Below are 20,145 nucleotides of genomic sequence, written 5' to 3' on the forward strand. Positions count from 1 at the left end.
CGTACTGTAGGTGCTGGTGTTGTTGCTAAAGTAACTGCATAAGCCCAATACTGTGTTACACTCAAATCGGAAGCTTCGGCTTTCGATTTGCTCAATAGGTCAGTAGTTCAATTGGTAGAGCGTCGGTCTCCAAAACCGAATGTTGGGGGTTCGAGTCCCTCCTGGCCTGCCACTTTTTTTAAATAAAAAAGCTTGATTCTGGCTAAGTTGTCATATAATAAGTCGCGAATTCAACGACGAGTAAAAAAATGTCGAATGATAAATCGCGTGACGCATTAAGCGACGCGCCAATCCCTCAAAGAAATAATGCAGAAGTTGTAAGTTCAGGTTCGCCATTGGATGCTGTCCTGTGGTTGGTTGCTATTGCTTTGCTAATCGGTTCTGCATTGGTAAATCAGCATTTACCTGCCTATTGGGCGCCTGCAAATGATATTTGGGTGCGCGTTGGGGTAATTTTGGCTTGTATCGTTGTCGCTTTAGGTTTATTATACGCCACCCATCAAGGTAAAGGCTTTGTGCGCTTGTTGCAAGATGCACGAATTGAACTGCGTCGAGTGACTTGGCCGACGAAACAAGAGACGATCACCACTTCGTGGCAGGTGCTCTTGGTAGTAATTATTGCATCTCTAGTGTTGTGGTGCTTTGATTATGGGTTAGGTTGGTTTATTAAGTTAATTATCGGGTAAGAGCGCCATGAAACGTTGGTATATTATTCATGCCTATTCAGGCTTTGAAAAACAAGTGTTGCGTTCGCTTAATGAACGTATTCAACGTAGCACGGTAGCTGACAGCTTTGGTGAAGTCCTAGTTCCTACTGAAGAAGTAGTTGAAATGAAGGATGGTAAGAAACGTAAATCTGAACGTAAATTCTTTCCAGGCTATGTGTTAGTCGAAATGGAAATGAATGATGATACTTGGCACATTGTAAAAGAATGTCCAAAGGTTCTTGGTTTTATCGGTGGTACGCCAGAAAAACCAGCGCCAATCACACAACGTGAAGCTGATGCGATTCTTGCTCGTGTACGTAATACTGGTGAAGCACCGCGTCCTAAGACGATGTTTGAACCAGGTGAAGAATTGCTCGTTATTGATGGTCCGTTCACTGACTTTAAAGGAGTCGTGGAGGAAGTTCAGTACGAAAAGTCACGTTTAACGTTGACGATTAATGTATTTAATCGACCAACTCAAGTTGAACTTGAATTTCGACAAGTCGAAAAAACAGTTTAATTTCAGTTGTTTGAAAAGCGCCCGATTTGATCGGGCATTGTTGTTGTAATGTTTCGGCATTACTTATTTTTTTGGGGAGCCTAACGGCGTCTGTACCCAGAGGTAATTTCAATGGCTAAGAAGATTGACGGCTATATCAAGCTGCAAGTTCCAGCTGGTAAAGCGAATCCATCTCCACCAATTGGTCCTGCTTTAGGTCAACGTGGTGTAAACATCATGGCATTCTGTAAAGAATTCAATGCTGCTACACAAAAACTTGAAGTTGGTTTGCCAATTCCTGTCGTGATCACTGTGTACAACGATAAGTCGTTCACTTTCATCATGAAAACTCCACCTGCATCTATTCTTCTTAAGAAAGCTGCTGGTATTCAAAAGGGTTCTTCTGTACCTAACAAAACTAAAGTTGGTAAGTTGACTCGTGCTCAATTAGAAGAGATTGCGACTACTAAAGAACCAGATTTAACTGGTGCTGATTTAGACGCTCGTGTGCGTACCATTGCTGGTTCTGCACGTTCTATGGGCTTGGAAGTGGAGCTATAAGACATGGCAAAGTTAACTAAACGTCAAAAAGCCATTGCTGCTGCTGTAGAAGCAAACAAAGTTTATACTTTGGAAGAAGCAGTACAAGTTCTTAACAGCCTTCCAGCTGCGAAGTTCAAAGAATCTTTAGATATCGCTGTAAACCTTGGCGTAGATCCACGTAAATCTGATCAGGTTGTTCGTGGTGCGACTACTTTACCAGCAGGTACAGGTAAAACTGTACGTGTTGCAGTATTTGCTCAAGGTGCTGCTGCTGAAGCTGCGAAAGCTGCTGGCGCTGATATCGTTGGTTTTGATGATCTTGCTGAAAGCATTCAAGGTGGAAACCTTGATTTTGACGTAGTAATTGCTGCTCCTGATGCAATGCGCGTTGTTGGTAAGCTTGGTACTATTCTTGGTCCACGTGGTTTAATGCCAAACCCGAAAGTGGGTACGGTTACTCCAGACGTTGCTAACGCAGTTAAAAATGCTAAATCTGGTCAAGCACGTTACCGTGTTGACAAAGCGGGTATCATCCACGCTGCGATTGGTCAGCTTGGCTTTAGCGAAGAAGCTGTACGTCAAAACGTTGAAACTTTAATTGCAGACTTGAAAAAATTAAAGCCTGCTACTTCTAAAGGTGTATACGTTAAAAAGATCACTTTAAGCTCAACTATGGGTCCTGGTCTTACTGTTGACGTAAACAACGTTTCTAAGTAATTAGACAGAATTTTAAAGCCTCAGACTCTTTTTTTTAAAGAGTTTGAGCAAACTTTGAATTGATAAATGAATATTTATCAGCGTCAAAGACCTCAGGTGAGAAGTGTTTTCGAACATTTTTCTTAATCTACCAGCCTGAGTAGACGTGGTGGTGTGATTTGTTCCTCCTCCACGTGTAAGTCGAAAGGCTTACGAATTGGGAGTGCATCTTTATAGATGCATAAATCACCGTTAGGAGGTTTTACAATGGCTCTTCTTATCGAAGGCAAAAAACAGATCGTTGCAGAAGTAAGCGAAGTTGCTTCTAAAGCGTTTTCTGTTGTTGTGGCTAACTATCAAGGTTCAAGCGTAGAGCAATTAACAACACTTCGTGTTGAAGCTCGTAAGTTAGGTGTGACGACTCGTATCGTTCGTAACACTTTGGCTAAGCGCGCATTAGAAGGTACTCAATTCGATATCTTAAATGACAACCTTGTTGGCCCAACCATTCTCGGTTTCTCTACTTCTGAAGATGACATGGGTGCAGCTGCACGCTTGTTCGAAGAATTTGCGAAAACTAACAAAGCATTTGAACTTAAAGCTGCTGCATTTGATGGCAAGGTTTATCAAGGTGCTGACGTTAGCGTGATTGCAAACCTTCCGAACCAAGAAAAAGCGCTTACTATGCTCGCGTCTGTTCTTCAAGCTCCTATTTCGAAATTGGGTCGTCTCATTACAGCGCTCAAAGAGAAAAACGAGTCAGAAGCAGCTTAATTCTATTTTCACACCATTCAATATCCATTTGGAGTTATTCTCATGGCTTTAACAAACGAAGAAATCTTAAACGCAGTTGCTGAAAAAACAGTTCTTGAACTTGTTGAATTAATTTCTGCTTTCGAAGAAAAATTTAACGTATCTGCTGCTGCTGTAGCTGTTGCTGCTGCTCCAGGCGCTGGCGCTGCTGCTGCTGAAGAACAAACTGAATTCAACGTTGAGTTGACTTCTTTCGGTGCTAACAAAGTTGCTGTAATTAAAGCAGTTCGTGAAGCTACTGGTCTTGGTCTTAAAGAAGCTAAAGACCTTGTTGAAGGCGCTCCAGCTGTTCTTAAAGAAGCTGTTTCTAAAGAAGAAGGCGAAGAGCTTAAGAAGAAGCTTGAAGAAGCTGGTGCTACAGTTACACTTAAGTAATTCTGTAGGGAGTCGATTTTTTTATAATCGGCTCCAAAAAATGGCTGATGGCTCTTGGGTCATCAGCCTTTTTGCGTTACAATAATCGGCTCGTTTTTTGTTAGTTTTGCATATTTTGTGCAGATTTTTATAGAAAACAAATAAAATCAAATGCTTACCAATATTTTTTTGCTTATAAAAATATTGTTAAGCGTTTTGATACCACTAAAAATTGCAGCATTTGTAAACAGTGGTGGCCATATCGGCCTGCGTAATTCCTTCTAGGCCCGTTCTGCAGGCGGGCTTAGTTTACTTTCCGAGGACTCCAGATGGCATACTCATATACCGAAAAGAAACGGATCCGTAAGAATTTTGGTAAATTGCCCCACGTAATGGAAGCACCGTACTTACTTTCGATTCAGGTCGATTCGTATCGTACATTCTTACAAGGTGGTAAAACTCCAAAAAATCGCGAAGATATCGGTCTCCAAGCCGCATTTCGTTCAGTTTTTCCTATTGAAAGTTATTCTGGCAATGCTGCTTTAGAATTTGTTGAGTATAGCCTTGGTAAACCCGAGTTTGACGTGCGTGAATGTATTTTACGTGGTTCGACTTATGCGGCACCAATGCGCGTAAAAATTCGTTTGATCATTAAAGATCGCGAAACGAAATCAATCAAAGATGTTCGTGAACAAGAAGTGTACATGGGCGAAATGCCGCTCATGACCGACAACGGTACTTTCGTTATTAACGGTACTGAACGTGTAATCGTATCTCAATTACACCGTTCCCCAGGCGTATTCTTTGATCATGATAAGGGTAAAACTCACTCAAGTGGTAAAGTGTTGTATTCAGCACGTATTATCCCTTACCGTGGTTCATGGTTAGACTTTGAATTTGATGCAAAAGATTTAGTTTTCGTACGTATTGACCGTCGTCGTAAATTGTTAGCGACTGTGATCTTACGTGCTTTAAATTATAGCAATGAACAAATCTTGAATTTGTTCTATGAAAAAGTACCTGTATATCTTGATATGGGTAGCTATCAAATTGACCTCGTTCCAGATCGCTTACGTGGTGAAATGGCACAATTTGATATCTTGGACAACGACGGTAAAGCAATCGTTGAACAAGGTAAACGTATTAATGCGCGTCATGTACGCCAAATGGAAGCAGCTAACTTAGCTAAGCTTTCTGTACCTGATGAATATTTATATGAGCGTATTACAGCTGAAGATATCACACTGAAAAGTGGTGATGTGATTCCTGCAAATACCGTACTTAGCCATGAAATTATGGTGAAATTGGCTGAAGGTGGTGTTAAACAATTTAACATCCTATTCACTAATGACATCGATCGTGGTTCGTTCATTGCAGATACATTACGTGCAGATACAACAACAGGTCGTGAAGAAGCGCTTGTTGAAATCTATAAAGTAATGCGTCCAGGTGAACCACCGACAAAAGAAGCAGCAGAGAACTTATTTAATAACTTATTCTTCTCTTCTGAACGTTATGACCTTTCTCCAGTAGGTCGTATGAAGTTTAACCGTCGTTTGGGTCGTCCTTACGAAGTGGGTACTGATCAGAAGTCACGTGAAGTTGAAGGTATTTTATCGCATGACGATATCATTGATGTACTTCGTACATTAGTTGAGATCCGCAATGGTAAAGGTGAAGTCGACGATATCGATCACTTGGGTAACCGTCGCGTACGTTCTGTTGGTGAAATGACAGAAAACCAATTCCGTGTTGGTTTGGTTCGTGTTGAACGTGCTGTGAAAGAGCGTTTAAGCCAAGCTGAAACTGATAACTTGTCTCCACAAGATTTAATCAACGCGAAACCAGTTGCTGCGGCAATCAAAGAATTCTTTGGTTCAAGCCAGTTATCTCAGTTCATGGACCAAAACAACCCATTATCTGAGATTACACATAAACGTCGTGTGTCTGCGCTTGGTCCTGGTGGTTTGACACGTGAACGCGCAGGCTTCGAAGTGCGTGACGTACATCAAACTCACTATGGTCGTGTTTGTCCAATTGAAACACCTGAAGGTCCAAACATTGGTTTGATCAACTCGCTTTCTGTCTATGCAAAAGCGAATGACTTCGGTTTCTTGGAAACACCATACCGTAAGGTTGTAGACGGTCGTGTGACAGATGAAGTTGAATATTTATCTGCAATTGAAGAAGTAGGCACTGTCATTGCACAAGCCGACTCAGCAGTGGATAAAGATGGCAACTTGACTGAAGAAATGGTTTCTGTACGTCATCAAGGTGAATTCGTACGTATGTCGCCTGAGCGCGTAACACATATGGATGTTTCTGCACAGCAGGTTGTTTCTGTTGCAGCGTCATTAATTCCATTCCTTGAACACGATGACGCAAACCGTGCATTGATGGGTTCGAACATGCAACGTCAGGCTGTTCCTACACTTCGTGCTGACAAACCACTTGTCGGTACGGGTATGGAAGCAAACGTAGCACGCGACTCAGGTGTATGTGTGATCGCGGGTCGTGGTGGTGTAATTGAATATGTTGATGCATCTCGTATCGTTATTCGTGTGAACGAAGATGAAATGATTGCAGGTGAAGCAGGTGTGGATATTTACAACCTGATCAAATATACACGTTCAAACCAAAATACATGTATTAACCAAAATGTCATCGTAAACTTGGGCGACAAAGTTGCTCGTGGCGATATTTTGGCTGACGGTCCATCGACTGACATGGGTGAACTTGCGCTAGGTCAAAACATGCGCGTCGCGTTCATGACATGGAACGGTTATAACTATGAAGACTCGATCTTACTTTCTGAGCGTGTGCTTCAAGAAGACCGTTTAACGTCGATTCATATTCAAGAATTGTCATGTGTAGCGCGTGATACTAAGTTAGGTGCAGAAGAAATTACTGCTGATATTCCTAACGTCGGTGAAGCTGCACTGTCTAAACTTGATGAGTCAGGTATTGTTTATATCGGTGCTGAAGTTACTGCAGGTGATATTCTTGTTGGTAAGGTAACACCTAAAGGTGAAACTCAGTTAACACCTGAAGAAAAACTACTTCGTGCAATCTTTGGTGAAAAAGCGGCTGACGTAAAAGATTCATCTTTACGTGTTCCATCTGGCACTAAAGGTACAGTAATTGACGTTCAAGTCTTCACACGTGATGGTTTAGAAAAAGATGAACGTGCGCAAGCAATTGAGAAAGCTCAGCTTGATGCATACCGTAAAGACTTGAAAGAAGAATACAAAATCTTCGAAGAAGCAGCACGTGAGCGTATTGTTCGTTTGTTGAAAGGTCAAGAATCTAACGGTGGTGGTTCGACTAAACGTGGTGAGAAGCTTTCAGAAGATATGTTGTCTGGTCTAGAGTTAGTTGATCTACTTGAAATCCAACCAACAGATGAAGCAATTGCTGAGCGTTTAACTCAAATTCAAGTGTTCTTGAAAGAAAAGAGCCATGAAATTGATGAAAAATTTGCTGAGAAGAAACGTAAACTTTCTACAGGTGATGAGTTAACAACTGGTGTATTGAAAGTTGTTAAGGTTTACCTAGCAGTTAAACGTCGTATCCAACCTGGTGATAAGATGGCGGGTCGTCACGGTAACAAGGGTGTTGTATCAAACATCTTACCAGTTGAAGATATGCCACATGATGCCAATGGTGTGCCAGTTGATATCGTATTGAACCCACTCGGTGTACCATCGCGTATGAACGTGGGTCAGATTCTTGAAACTCACTTAGGTATGGCAGCAAAAGGTTTGGGTGAGCAGATTGATAAAATGCTCAAACAACAACGTACAATTGCCGAGTTACGTTCATTCCTTGACAAGATTTATAATAAAGTGGGTGGTGAGCAAGAACAGCTTGACACACTAACTGACGAAGAGATCTTGAAGCTTGCAGGTAATTTACGTGCTGGTGTGCCTTTGGCAACTCCAGTATTTGATGGTGCTGAAGAGTCACAAATCAAAGAGTTACTTGAGCTTGCAGAGTTACCACGTTCTGGTCAACAAATCTTGTTTGATGGACGTACAGGTGAACAGTTTGATCGTCCAGTAACTGTCGGTTACATGTACATGCTTAAGTTGAACCACTTGGTTGACGATAAGATGCATGCACGTTCAACTGGTTCTTACTCACTTGTGACACAACAACCGCTTGGTGGTAAAGCACAATTCGGTGGTCAGCGTTTCGGTGAGATGGAAGTATGGGCACTTGAAGCATATGGTGCAGCATATACCCTCCAAGAAATGCTCACTGTGAAGTCGGATGACGTCGAAGGTCGTACACGCATCTATAAGAACATTGTAGATGGAAACCATTATATGGATCCGGGTATGCCTGAATCGTTCAACGTATTGACCAAAGAGATCCGTTCTTTAGGTATCAACATTGAACTGAAAAATGGTGACTAATTAGCCATTAATTCTCCTAGTTTCCACTCGAAAAGGGTGGGGGCTTCCCTCCTGAGAAAAGGAGGGGTTGAGGGAGGGTTGTTCAGTTAAAAAACAATATTTGTGACCCAGTCAGGTAAGCCTAGCTTCCTGACACACGGAGAAAAAAATTGAAAGACTTGCTCGATATCATGCGTAAGAAAACGGATTCAGAAGGTCATGCACCGATTGAATTTGACCGTATCCGTATTGGTCTTGCGTCACCAGAGATGATTAAGTCATGGTCTCACGGTGAAGTTAAAAAGCCTGAAACCATTAACTACCGTACTTTTAAACCTGAACGTGACGGTTTGTTCTGTGCCAAAATCTTTGGTCCAGTAAAAGATTACGAATGCTTGTGTGGTAAATACAAGCGTATGAAATATAAAGGCGTCATTTGTGAAAAATGTGGCGTTGAAGTAACGACTGCTAAAGTTCGTCGTGAACGTATGGGTCACATTGAACTTGCTTCTCCAGTTGCACACATTTGGTTCTTGAAATCATTACCGAGCCGTATTGGTTTACTTCTTGATATGACATTACGTGATATCGAGCGCGTATTATATTTCGAATCTTATGTCGTTACTGATCCTGGTATGACTCCGTTTGAAAAGTATCAACTTTTAACGGATGAAGAATATTACAATGCACTTGAAGAGCACGGTGATGAATTCACAGCGAAAATGGGTGCAGAAGCTGTTCAAGACTTGTTGAAAGACATCGATCTTGAAGCTGAAATTGCTCGTTTACGTGAAGAGATTCCACAAACGACTTCAGAGACGAAACTTAAAAAAGCGTCTAAACGTTTGAAGTTGATGGAAGCATTCAAAGAATCAAACAATAAGCCTGAATGGATGGTGATGAATGTACTTCCAGTACTTCCACCAGACTTACGTCCGCTTGTACCACTTGAAGGTGGTCGTTTCGCGACTTCAGACTTAAACGATCTATATCGTCGTGTGATTAACCGTAACAACCGTTTGAAACGTCTTCTCGACCTTGCTGCACCAGACATTATCGTACGTAACGAAAAACGTATGTTACAAGAGTCTGTTGATGCATTGCTTGATAACGGTCGTCGTGGTCGTGCGATTACAGGTTCGAACAAACGTCCATTGAAATCTTTGGCTGATATGATCAAAGGTAAACAAGGTCGTTTCCGTCAAAACTTACTTGGTAAACGTGTTGACTATTCTGGTCGTTCGGTAATTACCGTAGGTCCTACTTTACGTCTTCACCAATGTGGTCTTCCGAAGAAAATGGCGCTTGAATTATTCAAACCATTTATTTTCGCGAAACTACAAGCATCTGGTCAAGCAACAACCATTAAAGCTGCGAAGAAAATGGTTGAACGTGAGACTCCGGAAGTTTGGGACGTTCTTGCATCTGTAATTCGTCAACATCCAGTAATGTTGAACCGTGCGCCAACACTTCACCGTTTAGGTCTTCAAGCATTTGAACCTATTCTTATTGAAGGTAAGGCAATCCGTCTTCACCCGCTCGTCTGTGCTGCGTTCAACGCCGACTTCGACGGTGACCAAATGGCGGTACACGTTCCATTGACACTTGAAGCACAGTTAGAAGCTCGTGCATTGATGATGTCAACAAACAATATCTTGTCACCAGCAAACGGTGAGCCAATCATCGTTCCTTCTCAGGACGTTGTCTTGGGTCTTTACTACATCACTCGTGATGCAGTAAACGCGAAAGGTGAAGGCATGGTGTTTGCGGATACTCACGAAGTAAACCGTGCACTTGCAACTGGTCAAGTTGCGATCCATGCTCGTGTTAAAGTACGTGTGCATCAAACGGTTATCAATGAAAATGGTGAGCGTGAACAGCAAACTATTATTGTTGATACAACACCAGGTCGTTGCTTACTTTGGGAAGTTGTTCCAGAAGGTTTAAGCTTTGACATGATCAACCTTGAGATGACTAAAAAGAACATCTCTAAGTTAATCAACTCTTGCTACCGTAAACTTGGTTTGAAAGATACAGTTATCTTCGCTGACCAATTAATGTACTTGGGTTTCCGTCAAGCGACTCGTTCAGGTGTATCTGTAGGTATGGAAGACATGTTAATTCCACCTACGAAACACACAATTATTGACAAAGCGGAAACAGAAGTTCGTGAAATCGAACAACAGTTCGAACAAGGTTTCGTAACTGCTGGTGAACGTTATAACAAAGTTGTCGATATTTGGGCGCGTACAAACGACCAAGTTGCTAAAGCAATGATGGATAACTTGTCTTATACACTTGTGAAAAACAAACAAGGTGAAGACGAGAAGCAAAAATCATTCAACAGTATCTATATGATGTCTGACTCTGGTGCCCGTGGTAGTGCGGCTCAGATTCGTCAGCTTGCAGGTATGCGTGGTTTGATGGCAAAACCGGATGGCTCGATTATTGAGACTCCAATTAAAGCGAACTTCCGTGAAGGTTTGACAGTACTCCAGTACTTCATTTCAACACACGGTGCGCGTAAAGGTTTGGCCGATACTGCATTGAAAACTGCGAACTCTGGTTACTTGACTCGTCGTCTTGTAGACGTGGCACAAGACTTAGTAATTACTGAGCCAGATTGTGGTACAAGTGGTGGTCTAGTGATGACTCCATTCATTCAGGGTGGTGATGTCATCGAGCCATTACGTGACCGCGTATTAGGTCGTGTAACTGCTGAAGATGTACGTCGTGCATCTGATGATGAAGTTGTATTACCTCGTGGTACGTTAATTGACGAGAAAATCGCAGCTCAGCTTGAAGAAGCGGGTGTCGATGAAGTTAAAGTACGCTCAGTAATTGCATGTGAATCTACATTCGGTGTGTGTGCTCGTTGTTATGGTCGTGACCTTGCACGTGGTCACTTGGTGAATCCAGGTGAATCAGTGGGTGTAATGGCTGCTCAGTCAATTGGTGAACCTGGTACACAGTTAACGATGCGTACGTTCCACGTTGGTGGTGCTGCGAGCCGAACTTCTGCTGCGAACAGCGTTCAAGTACGTAACAAAGGTACTGTACGTTTCCACAATGTGAAAACTGTACAACATGCCAAAGGTCACTTAGTGTCAGTTTCTCGTTCAGGTGAAATTGGTATTGCGGATGACTTAGGTCGTGAGCGCGAGCGTTATAAACTTCCTTACGGTGCCAGCATCTTGTTGAAAGATGGTGAGACTGTAGAAGCTGGCGGTATCGTAGCGACTTGGGATCCACATACACATCCACTTGTTACAGAAGTTGCGGGTAAAGCACGTTTCAGCCAAATCGCTGATGGTGTAACTGCTACCTCTAAGACTGATGATGCAACAGGTATGACGACTGTTGAAATCTTGCCAGTAACAGCACGTCCTGCGTCTGGTAAAGATTTACGTCCTGCGATCGTGTTGGATACAACAGATGGCGGCGAACAGTTCTACTTCTTGCCACAAAATACAATCGTGACTGTCCGTGATGGCGAAACGATTGGTGTGGGTGATGTAATCGGTCGTGTACCACAAGAATCTTCGCGTACTCGTGATATTACCGGTGGTCTTCCACGCGTTGCAGACTTGTTTGAAGCACGTAAACCAAAAGAGCATGCGATTTTGGCAGAAGTGTCTGGTATCGTAAGCTTTGGTAAAGAGACCAAAGGTAAGAACCGTTTAGTGATCACACCAGATGATGGTTCGGAGATCTACGAAGAGTTGATTCCTAAATGGCGTCAAATCAACGTGTTCGAGGGTGAGCATGTGAACCGTGGTGAAACCATTTCTGATGGTCCACAAAACCCACATGACATCTTACGTTTGAAAGGCGAAGTTGCTTTAACAAACTACATCGTGAACGAAGTTCAAGACGTTTACCGTCTCCAAGGTGTAAAAATCAACGATAAGCACATTGAAGTCGTCGTACGTCAAATGTTGCGTAAAGTTGAAATCACTGATGGTGGCGATACAAGCTTTATTAAAGGCGAACAAGTGGATTACATCCGTGTTGTTCAAGAGAACCAAGCTGTCTTGGCTCAGAACAAGTTCCCTGCGAAGTTTGAACGTCAATTGATGGGTATTACTAAAGCGTCGCTTTCTACTGACTCGTTCATCTCTGCTGCATCGTTCCAGGAAACAACACGTGTGTTAACTGAAGCTGCTGTAACAGGTAAAGAAGATGATTTACGTGGCTTGAAAGAAAACGTTGTTGTTGGTCGTTTGATTCCTGCTGGTACAGGTCTTGCGTATCACCTAGAACGTCGTCGTCAAGAAGCGGAAGCTGCTGAGTTTGAACTTCACAATGATTTCAGTGAAGTTGATCAAGCGTTTAGTCAAGCGTTAAATTCAGATCAATTCTAATTATGAGTTGATTCAAAAAAAGCACCTTCGGGTGCTTTTTTTATTGGTTTAAGATTGAGTTTAAATTTACAAATATTAAAGCATTAGCTAACTCAAATTACATAACATGATCAAAGTCCACATAAAAGAAGATTATTATTTTTAACATACAGAACAGGAGAGTATCCGTCATGAAAAAAACAATTGGTGTTGTTTCTGCTTTAGTCATATCAACGGTTATGTTTACAGGTTGTCAAAATATGAGTGCATCAGACCAGCGTATCGGTGCAGCAGCCTTGGGTGGTGCAGTAGGTGGTGGTGTTGGTAACCATGTTGGTGGTGGTCTAGGTGCGGGTGTAGGTGCAGCAGCTGGTGCTGGTGTAGGGGCAAATACCCAAGGTGGTAGTAGCCGTACGACTACAAGTAGTGCTATTGGAGCAGGTATTGGTTCAGTTGTAGGTAAAGCGTTATTAGGTGGTGATTCTGGTGCTGCAATAGGTGGTGCGATCGGTGGTGGTGCAGGTGCTGCCATCCAAGAAAAGAAATAATCTCTAATTTCGTAATAAAAAATGCCTGTGATTCCTCTCAGGCATTTTTTATCTAGCTGTATAGATTAAGTAGTAGCTTTAGCCTTTTTTCTACGAATGTATAAGGTTTTCTCGACTTCTGCGATCCGAGTACCAGCTTCATCCACAATATTTAAAGTATATGATCGAAGTACAGGTTCGTGATTTTCAGCTAATCGTTTAATTTTGCTAATTTCGTCTGCGCTGATCCGTATATCAGCATAAACAGTGCTTCGACCTGGTGATAAAAAATTGATTGCAGCACTTTTATCCCACACAATGTATTTGTTACCCAAATGATGCATCAAAATAAGCATATAAAAGGGATCAACCATAGAGTACAAGCTGCCACCAAAATGTGTTCCAACGATATTTCGATTTTTTCGAGTAAGCGGCATTTTGATTCGAATGAAATAATTGTCGAGATCAATCGTTTCAATTGCTATTCCTGCACCGCGATAGGGTGAGTAATGATTGATCATAAATTTTGAAACGGCTGGAATGGTTCGAATTTTTCTGAAAAAGTTTTTCATGGTCAATTTTTTTTCTGATAACTCTATTCATACTCCATAAATATCATTTTTATTGTATCGCTGGCAATGGCTGTTTAGTTGACCAAGCCACTTGAAAACAAAATGGGAAAAATTATGCAACCACAAGTAAAAACTGTCACAACTTCTGATCAGCAAACACTGTGTGTGAAGACATGGGGCGATGAGAAAAAAACACCATTGGTTTTAGTACATGGTTATCCAGATAATCAGGAAGTTTGGGAGCCAATTATTGAAAAGCTTGTCAATCATTATTTTATTGTAACTTATGATGTGCGTGGTGCAGGTTTATCTTCTATTCCAAAACGTATCAAAGACTATCGTCTACCGCGTTTGTCATTAGATTTACAAGAAGTGGTAGATCAAGTTTTACCAAATCGTAATTTTCATATGGCAGCCCATGATTGGGGTTCATTACAATCTTGGGAATCGGCAACTGAGCCTAAACTTAAAGGTCGTTTGTTGTCTTATACAACGATCTCTGGGCCTTGCTTAGATCATGCTTCTTTATATTTGCGTGAAAAGTTTAAATCAGCACCAGCAAATGTTCTGAAAATGCTGACAAAATCATGGTATATCGGTGCATTCCATTTACCACTCATTGCACCTACAGTTTGGACTTTCTTCAGTCCAGAAAAATGGGGCAAAATCTTGAATGGATTAGAGAAAAAACAAGATTTACCATTAAATGCAAATATTGTTGCAGATGGTAAATACGGAATTAACTTATATCGTGCAAACTTTATTCCTTCTTTAACTCAACCACGCCAACGTTATGCGCAATGCCCAGTACAAGCAATTGTATTGCGTCATGATGCATTTGTTAGTCCAGAATATATTACTGAGTCTATGCCGAAGTGGGTTGAAAAGTTCGAATATACTGAACTTGATGCGAATCATTGGGCTGTCATCAGCCAACCTGAGAAAATTGCTGAACTTATTCGTGGTTTTATTCAGCGTCAGGCTGCTTAAGATTGAACGATATTTAACAATAAAAATCACATAAGATTTACGCACTTTATTCGGCGATATTTTCAGCTTCATCTCAATGAATCTGCTAGAATGTCGCCTTTCTTTTGCTCCTACTTTTTTTCATGAATGCTGTCGTAATCGCGATTGCCGTGATGTTTATACTGTCACTGGCACGAGTTTCTGTTGTTCTCACTTTAGTGATTTCAGCCATTATTGGTGGTTTAGTTGCAGGTTTGAGTCTTTCCCAAACTGTGGAAGCATTTAATACTGGTTTAGGTGATGGTGCTGAAGTTGCCTTAGCGTATGCAGTATTAGGTGCGTTTGCTTTAGCACTTTCTAAATCAGGTTTACCTGACTTACTTGCGCATAAATTGATTGGTTTACTGGGCTTTGAAGCAAGTAAAAATCAAGAAAAAAAGGTGAAGTATCTTTTATTAACCATTTTGTTAATTGCAGCAATCTTTTCGCAAAACTTAATCCCAGTTCATATCGCCTTTATCCCTGTACTGGTACCTCCATTGCTGAAAGTCATGAACCATCTAAAATTGGATCGTCGTGCGGCAGCATGTGTGCTAACGCTTGGTTTAGTGGGAACATATATTTTCCTGCCTGTTGGTTTTGGTGCGATTTTCCTTGAACAGATTTTGATGGGAAATATTAACAAAATTGGTGCAGCGTATGGTTTGCATGTCGAACGCAGTATGATGCCGATTGGAATGGCTATTCCTGTTTTAGGAATGGTTCTTGGTACGCTTGTGGCAGTGTTTGTGAGTTACCGTAAGCCACGAGAATACGTAGATCGTACAATCACAACGGTAAAAACTATTGATTTAGATAAACCATTGCGTACAACATCTCAAGTTGAGCATGATCTCAAAGCCGATGCTGAAGAGCTTCGACATGAAGCAGAAAATGTACCGACAATTTCTAAGAAAACCATGTTTATGGCTTTGCTTGCAATTGTGCTGACTCTGGTTGCACAACTGTATTCTGGTTCTATGATTCTAGGTGGATTGGTTGGATTTGCTGTGCTATCCGCTTCTGGAATTTTTAAATGGCAAGATGCGGATGATGTTTTTGTGCAAGGCATGCGGATGATGGCATTGGTAGGCTTCATCATGATTTCTGCTGCTGGATTTGCATCAGTCATGACGCATACAGGCGATATTAATCAATTGGTAAATGGTGTGGTCAATATCATTGGTGATAATCATGCATTAGCTGCATTTCTGATGTTATTTATCGGCTTATTTGTTACGATTGGGATTGGATCATCTTTTTCAAGTGTGCCTGTATTGGCTGTTATTTATGTACCGTTGTGTGTGCAATTTGGATTTTCACCATTGGCGACGATTGCATTGATCGGTACAGCCGCAGCTTTGGGAGATGCAGGATCTCCAGCATCGGATTCAACTTTGGGACCAACGGCTGGTTTAGGTGTGGACGGTCAACATGATCATATTTGGGATACGGTCGTTCCAACATTTATTCATTTTAATATTCCTCTTTTGATCTTTGGCTGGATTGCAGCCATGATTCTATAATAATCTTTCTAAATAAAGGTCCTGATTAAGGGCCTTATTTTTTGTGAATTAAATTACGTATTTTATTTATTTAATATCTTGGTTAACTGATTTTAAAATAATCATGTTATATTTTTCGTCTCTTTTTTATTCTATTAAAATAATGATGACTTTATATTAAAAATTGTGGATTTATTATTTTTAAGTAGAATTAAATTCTATTTTTTAAATAAATTTATCAGTCTTTATTAATGGTTAATTCTGATAAAATTGCTTGGTTTTATAGGCATTTATCTTGACCTAAATGGTCTGGATTAAAGTTATATTACATATTTTAACAATTATATTTTTTTGTTATTCAATGGATTGGATAAATAATTAAAATAGTCGGATTTTATCTCTATTGTATAATAATGTGAACTGGTGTTTATTATATTGGGCAAGAACATAATTTTTTAAATGAGGTTATTTAAATGTTAAAGAAAGTTTTAGTGGTCGCATTATTGGGGTTATCTTCAACTGCATTTGCAGGAGGTTTTCAAATTAAAGTGGGTGCGAGTTTAATTGACCCAACAGCAGATACAACGCTTGCACCTGGTGCTACGGTAAAAGGGGATCATGAATTTGCATTTACACCGTCAGTTGAATATTTCTTTGGTGATACACCGTTTTCTGCTGAAGTGTTATTAGCTGATCCTATTAATCACGATGTTTTATTAAATGGTGAAAAGGTTGCAAGTGTGCGCCAATTACCACCAACAATTACAGCAAAATATAATTTTAAAAATTCAACTCGTTTCACTCCTTATATTGGTGTCGGTGGTACAGCATTTATTGCATGGCATGAAAAAGGCGTGGCGGATGACGTAAAAAATGCATACGGTGTTGCAGGTCAGTTAGGTTTCAATTTCCAACCTGCTGATGCGAAAAACTGGGGTGTGTACTTTGATGCACGTTATGCAGACATTAGCCCTAAAGTTAAATTAGTTGATGGTACTAAATTTAAATTAGACTTGAATCCAATGGTCTATACCCTCGGTTATAGCTATAAATTCTAAGTCATCTAGTTGTGCAAGCCTCACATTATGTGGGGCTTTTTTTATATTAAAAACCTACATAAAAATAAAAAAACTGCTCGTATGATAAATAGAATTCACTATATTTATGTGTGATTTGATATGAAATTTAAATTAGGGTGTATTGGGTTTATTTTGTTTCCATTATTTATTTCATCTGTGGAAGCTGCTAGTTTTCCATGCCATCAAGCAAAATCAACGGTTGAACATCAGATTTGTAATCAACGAGAATTAAATGATGCCGATGTAAAGTTGGCAACAACTTATCAAATTATCTTGCATGCTCTTCCAATGGGAGGGCGTGATGCTGAAAAAGATAAGCAGTTTCAATGGTTGAAACAGCGTAATCGTTGCGGTGCGAAAACATTATGTTTGAGTAAAGCATATTTACAAAGACAACAACAACTTGATCGTATCCTACAAGATCGCGTGTTGAGTCAGGGACCTTTCTAGCTCACGTAAATTTGAGTGATTTAGATAAAAAATTGCATTTTAAGGATTGAAAAATTTTAGTTATACACCATTCATAGATCATTCCAAATTGATAAGCCTCACAAATAAGGAGTGATTTATGAGTGAACAAGCATCACAAAATTATAGTTTCCAAGCTGAAGTTGCTCAGTTATTGCATTTAGTGACGCATTCTCTCTATTCAAACCCAGAAATTTTCTTACGTGAACTCATTTCGAATGCATCAGATGCATGTGATAAATTACGTTTTGAGGGAATTAATCATCCCGAATATTATGAAAATGATCCAAATTTACGAGTGCGTCTGACTTTAGACAAAGAAAATAAAACGCTTACAATTTCAGACAATGGTATCGGTCTAAGCCAACAAGAAGCGATTGATAATTTAGGTACGATTGCAAAATCAGGTACAAAAGATTTTATGTCTAAGCTGACTGGTGATCAGAAAGCAGATGCGCAATTGATCGGTCAGTTTGGTGTTGGTTTTTATTCAGGTTTTATTGTTGCGGATAAAATCACTGTCGAATCTCGTCGTGCTGGTTTAGCTTCAACAGAAGCGGTACGTTGGATTAGTGGTGGAACAGGTGAGTTTGAGGTTCAAAGCATTGATAAAGCAACACGCGGTACAGATATCATCTTGCACCTACGTGATGATGCACTGGATTATTTAGAATCTTGGAAAGTAAAACAAATCGTTAATAAATATTCTGACCATATTAGCTTGCCAATCGAAATGCAAAAAGAAGTCTGGCAAGAGGAAGAGACTGCTGAGGGCGAAGAGCCTAAAGGTGGTCAAATGGTCAAAACAGATGAATGGGAAGTGATTAACTCTGCGAGTGCATTATGGACACGTAGCAAGAGTGAAATTACTGAAGAACAGTACATCGAGTTTTACAAAAATTTAAGTCACGACTTTGCAGAACCATTGGCTTGGGCACATAACCGAGTTGAGGGAAGTACTGAATATACGCAATTGTTGTATATCCCAAGTCAAGCAAAACAAGATTTATTTACCCGTGAAGCAAAAGCTGGCATTAAGCTATATGTGAAACGTGTTTTCATCATGGATGAAGCAGATAATTTGATTCCAAATTATTTACGATTTGTACAAGGTGTTGTGGATAGTGCTGATTTGCCATTGAACGTCAGCCGAGAGTTATTGCAAGAAAGCCGTGATGTTAAAACTATTCGTGAAGGGAATGCACGCCGTGTATTAACCTTATTAGATAGTTTAGCTAAATCTGAAGATGAAAAAGATCAAGAGAAATTCAAAAAATTCTATGCGGAATTTGGATCTGTACTAAAAGAAGGTCTAGGCGAAGACTTTGGTAATCGTGAGCGCATTTTGAAATTATTGCGTTACGCAACGTCGACTAATGATGAGGTTGTAACGTCTTTTGCTGACTACAAGTCGCGTATGAAAGAAGGTCAGAAGGCTATTTATTATGTGACGGCTGAAAGTTTGAATGCTGCTAAAAACTCTCCTCAACTTGAAGTATTTAAGAAAAAAGGCATTGAAGTATTGCTGATGGCAGATCGTGTTGATGATTGGGCGATGAATTTTGTCCATGAGTTCGAAGGTACGCCGTTACAGAATGTTTCAAAGGGTGCTGTTGACTTAGGTGATTTACAAGATGCTGAAGAGAAAAAAGCGCTTGAAGAGGCAGCTGAGCAGTTTAAACCTGTCATCGATCGCTTGAGTGCTTCACTCAAAGAGAAAACTAAAGAAGTCCGTGTGACTACACGTTTAGTGGATTCTCCAGCATGCTTAGTAACTAGTGAGGGTGAGCTCTCACCTCAGTTGGTACGTATGCTTAAACAAGCAGGACAAGCAGTTCCAGAGATTAAGCCTACCCTTGAAATTAATCCTGAACATCCACTGGTGAAAAAGTTAGAAAGTTCTGAGCAATTTGATGACTTAGCGAATGTGATTTTTGATCAGGCTGTTATTGCGGAGGGTGGTTTACCTGAAGATCCAGCAGCATATGTAAAACGAATCAATAGCCTACTATTGAAGTAGTTTTATCTCATCTGATAGCAAAAAACCTCTAAGTGATTAGAGGTTTTTTGCTATGGATAAACTTAAAGTTATCCACAAGATCGCTGTTAATTTCATCAAAACAAACTTTCAAACCGAACAAATGTACTGACGTAATGGCTTCGATCTTCACGATGGTCGTTAAAATAATTGAGATCTCCTTGTACATAGAACCATTCGCGCCAAAGAGGTTGTCGCCAAGATACAAAAGGTCCCCAACTATTTAGACGTAAATCGTTGTTATCGTAATAGCCACCCGTGTAAATACCGTATTTAAAACTATTGTGTGCGAAAAATTGGTGTTGGCGGAATGTACGGTTGTCCCATCGTAGATCATCATCTTGTGTATCAGCATAGGTCAAACTGAGTTGATTTGATAAAAAAGGTTGGTTTGGGCGTGCGTGAATCAGTTCTAAATTTGTTCGAAGATAGTTTTCACTTTTACTGCCATAGCGATAGATTTGTTCAGCATTGAAATTAAAGTCATGATCTAAATCCCAATATTTTTTTGCTCTCAAACGTAAATAAACATCATCACCAGAGCGAATACCGATATCTGCATCGGTATCAAATGGTAGTTGTTTGGAGAAATTTGA

The 20,145-nt window shown here is 40.4% G+C and carries 15 protein-coding genes, 1 tRNA gene and 1 pseudogene; 15 read left to right on the plus strand and 2 right to left on the minus strand.

Going from position 1 to position 20,145, the window contains the following annotated elements; genetic code table 11:
- Positions 1–96 precede the first annotated feature (96 nt).
- From A2003_RS01060 to A2003_RS01105, 10 genes are all read left to right on the plus strand, one after another.
- Positions 97–172: transfer RNA gene (locus A2003_RS01060), tRNA-Trp, on the plus strand.
- Between the two features lie 76 nt (positions 173–248).
- A complete protein-coding gene (gene secE, locus A2003_RS01065; RefSeq protein ID WP_004674339.1) occupies positions 249–686 on the plus strand; it encodes a preprotein translocase subunit SecE in 438 nt (145 codons plus the stop codon).
- Between the two features lie 7 nt (positions 687–693).
- A complete protein-coding gene (gene nusG, locus A2003_RS01070; RefSeq protein ID WP_004916944.1) occupies positions 694–1,227 on the plus strand; it encodes a transcription termination/antitermination protein NusG in 534 nt (177 codons plus the stop codon).
- 111 nt (positions 1,228–1,338) lie between these two features.
- A complete protein-coding gene (gene rplK / locus A2003_RS01075) occupies positions 1,339–1,767 on the plus strand; it encodes a 50S ribosomal protein L11 (protein WP_004637639.1) in 429 nt (142 codons plus the stop codon).
- A 3-nt stretch (positions 1,768–1,770) separates the two neighbouring features.
- A complete protein-coding gene (gene rplA / locus A2003_RS01080) occupies positions 1,771–2,466 on the plus strand; it encodes a 50S ribosomal protein L1 (RefSeq protein ID WP_004916940.1) in 696 nt (231 codons plus the stop codon).
- 246 nt (positions 2,467–2,712) lie between these two features.
- Positions 2,713–3,219 (plus strand): 50S ribosomal protein L10, encoded by a 507-nt coding sequence (gene rplJ, locus A2003_RS01085; RefSeq protein ID WP_004916937.1) that lies wholly within the window; start codon positions 2,713–2,715, stop codon positions 3,217–3,219.
- A 42-nt stretch (positions 3,220–3,261) separates the two neighbouring features.
- Positions 3,262–3,633 (plus strand): 50S ribosomal protein L7/L12, encoded by a 372-nt coding sequence (gene rplL / locus A2003_RS01090; protein WP_004916934.1) that lies wholly within the window; start codon positions 3,262–3,264, stop codon positions 3,631–3,633.
- Between the two features lie 308 nt (positions 3,634–3,941).
- Positions 3,942–8,030: a DNA-directed RNA polymerase subunit beta gene (gene rpoB, locus A2003_RS01095; RefSeq protein ID WP_125272769.1), complete on the plus strand. Its 4,089-nt coding sequence runs from the start codon at positions 3,942–3,944 to the stop codon at positions 8,028–8,030.
- A gap of 149 nt (positions 8,031–8,179) precedes the next feature.
- Positions 8,180–12,373, plus strand: a complete 4,194-nt coding sequence (gene rpoC / locus A2003_RS01100) for a DNA-directed RNA polymerase subunit beta' (protein WP_039047955.1) — start codon at positions 8,180–8,182, stop codon at positions 12,371–12,373.
- A 170-nt stretch (positions 12,374–12,543) separates the two neighbouring features.
- Positions 12,544–12,900: a hypothetical protein gene (locus A2003_RS01105; RefSeq protein ID WP_004916926.1), complete on the plus strand. Its 357-nt coding sequence runs from the start codon at positions 12,544–12,546 to the stop codon at positions 12,898–12,900.
- Between the two features lie 65 nt (positions 12,901–12,965).
- Here the strand turns inward: A2003_RS01105 and A2003_RS01110 are convergent, their stop codons facing one another.
- Entirely contained in the window at positions 12,966–13,451 is a 486-nt protein-coding gene (locus A2003_RS01110) for a DUF4442 domain-containing protein (protein WP_126131706.1), read from the minus strand.
- Between the two features lie 114 nt (positions 13,452–13,565).
- On the opposite strand from A2003_RS01110, the gene A2003_RS01115 reads away from it, so the two are divergent.
- The 5 genes from A2003_RS01115 (at position 13,566) to htpG (ending at position 19,531) form a co-directional block, all read left to right on the plus strand.
- Complete coding sequence (locus tag A2003_RS01115; RefSeq protein WP_005403551.1) at positions 13,566–14,441, plus strand: alpha/beta fold hydrolase; 876 nt, start codon at positions 13,566–13,568, stop codon at positions 14,439–14,441.
- 122 nt (positions 14,442–14,563) lie between these two features.
- Positions 14,564–15,985 (plus strand): Na+/H+ antiporter family protein, encoded by a 1,422-nt coding sequence (locus A2003_RS01120; protein WP_005403552.1) that lies wholly within the window; start codon positions 14,564–14,566, stop codon positions 15,983–15,985.
- 452 nt (positions 15,986–16,437) lie between these two features.
- Complete coding sequence (locus tag A2003_RS01125) at positions 16,438–17,022, plus strand: OmpW/AlkL family protein (protein WP_005403553.1); 585 nt, start codon at positions 16,438–16,440, stop codon at positions 17,020–17,022.
- Positions 17,023–17,142: 120 nt separating this feature from the next.
- Entirely contained in the window at positions 17,143–17,493 is a 351-nt protein-coding gene (locus A2003_RS01130) for a lysozyme inhibitor LprI family protein (RefSeq protein WP_042892076.1), read from the plus strand.
- A gap of 118 nt (positions 17,494–17,611) precedes the next feature.
- Complete coding sequence (htpG, locus tag A2003_RS01135) at positions 17,612–19,531, plus strand: molecular chaperone HtpG (RefSeq protein WP_004916915.1); 1,920 nt, start codon at positions 17,612–17,614, stop codon at positions 19,529–19,531.
- A 95-nt stretch (positions 19,532–19,626) separates the two neighbouring features.
- On the opposite strand, the pseudogene A2003_RS01140 reads toward htpG, so the two are convergent.
- A pseudogene (locus A2003_RS01140) lies at positions 19,627–20,145 on the minus strand (hypothetical protein); the annotation flags it as partial.

The sequence above is a fragment of the Acinetobacter sp. GWC1_38_13 genome, assembly GCF_001767535.1.
GTDB lineage: Bacteria > Pseudomonadota > Gammaproteobacteria > Pseudomonadales > Moraxellaceae > Acinetobacter > Acinetobacter junii.

Excerpts from the sequence above, each read along its gene's own strand:
- A2003_RS01130 (WP_042892076.1), top strand. The coding sequence starts at position 17,143 with ATGAAATTTAAATTAGGGTGTATTGGGTTTATTTTGTTTCCATTATTT.
- rplK (WP_004637639.1), top strand. The coding sequence starts at position 1,339 with ATGGCTAAGAAGATTGACGGCTATATCAAGCTGCAAGTTCCAGCTGGT.
- htpG (WP_004916915.1), top strand. The coding sequence starts at position 17,612 with ATGAGTGAACAAGCATCACAAAATTATAGTTTCCAAGCTGAAGTTGCT.
- rpoB (WP_125272769.1), top strand. The coding sequence starts at position 3,942 with ATGGCATACTCATATACCGAAAAGAAACGGATCCGTAAGAATTTTGGT.
- rplL (WP_004916934.1), top strand. The coding sequence starts at position 3,262 with ATGGCTTTAACAAACGAAGAAATCTTAAACGCAGTTGCTGAAAAAACA.
- rplJ (WP_004916937.1), top strand. The coding sequence starts at position 2,713 with ATGGCTCTTCTTATCGAAGGCAAAAAACAGATCGTTGCAGAAGTAAGC.
- secE (WP_004674339.1), top strand. The coding sequence starts at position 249 with ATGTCGAATGATAAATCGCGTGACGCATTAAGCGACGCGCCAATCCCT.
- nusG (WP_004916944.1), top strand. The coding sequence starts at position 694 with ATGAAACGTTGGTATATTATTCATGCCTATTCAGGCTTTGAAAAACAA.
- A2003_RS01125 (WP_005403553.1), top strand. The coding sequence starts at position 16,438 with ATGTTAAAGAAAGTTTTAGTGGTCGCATTATTGGGGTTATCTTCAACT.
- A2003_RS01115 (WP_005403551.1), top strand. The coding sequence starts at position 13,566 with ATGCAACCACAAGTAAAAACTGTCACAACTTCTGATCAGCAAACACTG.
- A2003_RS01110 (WP_126131706.1), bottom strand. The coding sequence starts at position 13,451 with ATGAAAAACTTTTTCAGAAAAATTCGAACCATTCCAGCCGTTTCAAAA.
- A2003_RS01105 (WP_004916926.1), top strand. The coding sequence starts at position 12,544 with ATGAAAAAAACAATTGGTGTTGTTTCTGCTTTAGTCATATCAACGGTT.
- A2003_RS01120 (WP_005403552.1), top strand. The coding sequence starts at position 14,564 with ATGAATGCTGTCGTAATCGCGATTGCCGTGATGTTTATACTGTCACTG.
- rplA (WP_004916940.1), top strand. The coding sequence starts at position 1,771 with ATGGCAAAGTTAACTAAACGTCAAAAAGCCATTGCTGCTGCTGTAGAA.